Below are 1,488 nucleotides of genomic sequence, written 5' to 3' on the forward strand. Positions count from 1 at the left end.
GCCCCGCCTTGACGCCGTTCACCATCGCCTGGTGGATCGCCCGTGCGGTGGTCTCGTCCGCCGCGTGCACTGGGCTGCCGGTGACCGTGTACCAGTCCAGCGCGCCGGTGTACTGCACGGTCAGCCGCGCCTCGCCGTCCACCCAGGTGGTGTGCACGGTGAGGTCGCCGGTGATCGGGCCGACCTCGGCGGTGGAGACCCCGCCCGGGCCGCTGATGATCGACTGGGTGGTCCAGGTCGCCCATGCGGTGCGCGGATCCACGGGCGGCTGGGCCTGCCGGCGGGTTTGATCGTGTTCGGTCATGCGCCTATCCTCCCCCGCCGGTGAACCGCCGCCCGGGCAGTGACACCTGCGGTCGCAGAGACCGCCCGGTCCCGCCGGGCGGTCGAATCGGTGTGGCGGACGGTCAGCTGCTGGAGCCGGGTTCGTCCAGCATGGGGTCGCCCTCCGCCTGTGAGGTGTCCTGTGCGTGCAGGTTCTGCATCGAGGTGATGCCCTCCTCGGGATCGGCGGCGCGGACGTCCTCCTCGCGGTCGCTGCTCACCTCGGAGCGTTCGCTCATGTCCGTCATCGCGGGCTCCGTCTCCTCGGCCGGTCCGCTCGCGCCGGATCGGAGGCGTGGCAGGGCCGGGCTGTCTTTCGCCCTTCCAGCCTGCCTCTGCCCCGGCGCGGGGGCCAGCCGGGTGACCCCGCCGGGCCTTCCGGCCGCCCGGGCTGCCCGGACCCCGACGACCTCCCGGACCACAACGGGGTGCGGTCACCAGGCCGCCGGGAGCGAGCGCATCCCGTAGATGAACGACTCCGTGCGGAACTCCCGCTCGCTCGGCTCGACGGCCAGCCGCAGCCCGGGCAGCCGACGGAACAGGGTCTCCAGCGCGATCTGGAGCTCGGCGCGGGCCAGCGGCTGGCCGAGGCACTGGTGCACGCCGAAGCCGAAGGCCATGTGCCGCCGGGCGTCCCGGTCCAGGTCCAGCTCGTCCGTCGCCCGCTGCCCGGCACCGCCGAACAGCGCCTCGTCCCGGTTGGCGGTGGAGAGCATCGCGATCACGCCCTCCCCGGCCCTGATCGTCTCGCCGCCCAGCTCCACGTCCTCCAGCGCCACCCGGGGCAGCCCGGCGTGCACGATGGTCAGCAGGCGCAGCAGCTCCTCCACCGCGCCGGGCAGGGCGGCCGGGTCGGCCAGCCTGGCGATCTGCTCGGGCTGATCCAGCAGCAGGGCGATCGAGAGCGAGATCATGTTCGCCGTCGTCTCGTGCCCGGCGACCAGCAGCAGTCCCCCGTTGCTTGCGACGGCGTCCACGGTCAGATCGTCGCGTGCGGCGAGACGGCTGAGGATGTCGTCCTCCGGCCGCTCCCGCTTCCGGGCCGCCAGGCCGCGGAGGTAGTCCTGGATCTCGTCCTGGGCCGCGGTGAGCTGTTCCAGAGAGCTCCTGTTGTTCAGCAGGGTCCGGCTCAGGCTCTGGAAGCGGTTGCGGTCGTCGTAGGGC

At 73.0% G+C, this 1,488-nt stretch carries 3 protein-coding genes; all 3 read right to left on the minus strand.

All coding sequences use genetic code 11. The features are described 5' to 3' along the window. A partial coding sequence (locus ACFQ87_RS46330) for a hypothetical protein (RefSeq protein ID WP_380617066.1) occupies positions 1–304 on the minus strand: 304 nt, incomplete at its 3' end. 103 nt (positions 305–407) lie between these two features. Then, positions 408–572 (minus strand): hypothetical protein, encoded by a 165-nt coding sequence (locus ACFQ87_RS46335; protein WP_380617067.1) that lies wholly within the window; start codon positions 570–572, stop codon positions 408–410. Between the two features lie 186 nt (positions 573–758). Then, a partial coding sequence (locus tag ACFQ87_RS46340) for a cytochrome P450 (RefSeq protein WP_380617068.1) occupies positions 759–1,488 on the minus strand: 730 nt, incomplete at its 5' end.

Origin of the sequence: Kitasatospora sp. NPDC056531 (assembly GCF_042794375.1) — a bacterium.
In the GTDB taxonomy this organism is placed as follows: Bacteria; Actinomycetota; Actinomycetes; order Streptomycetales; family Streptomycetaceae; genus Kitasatospora.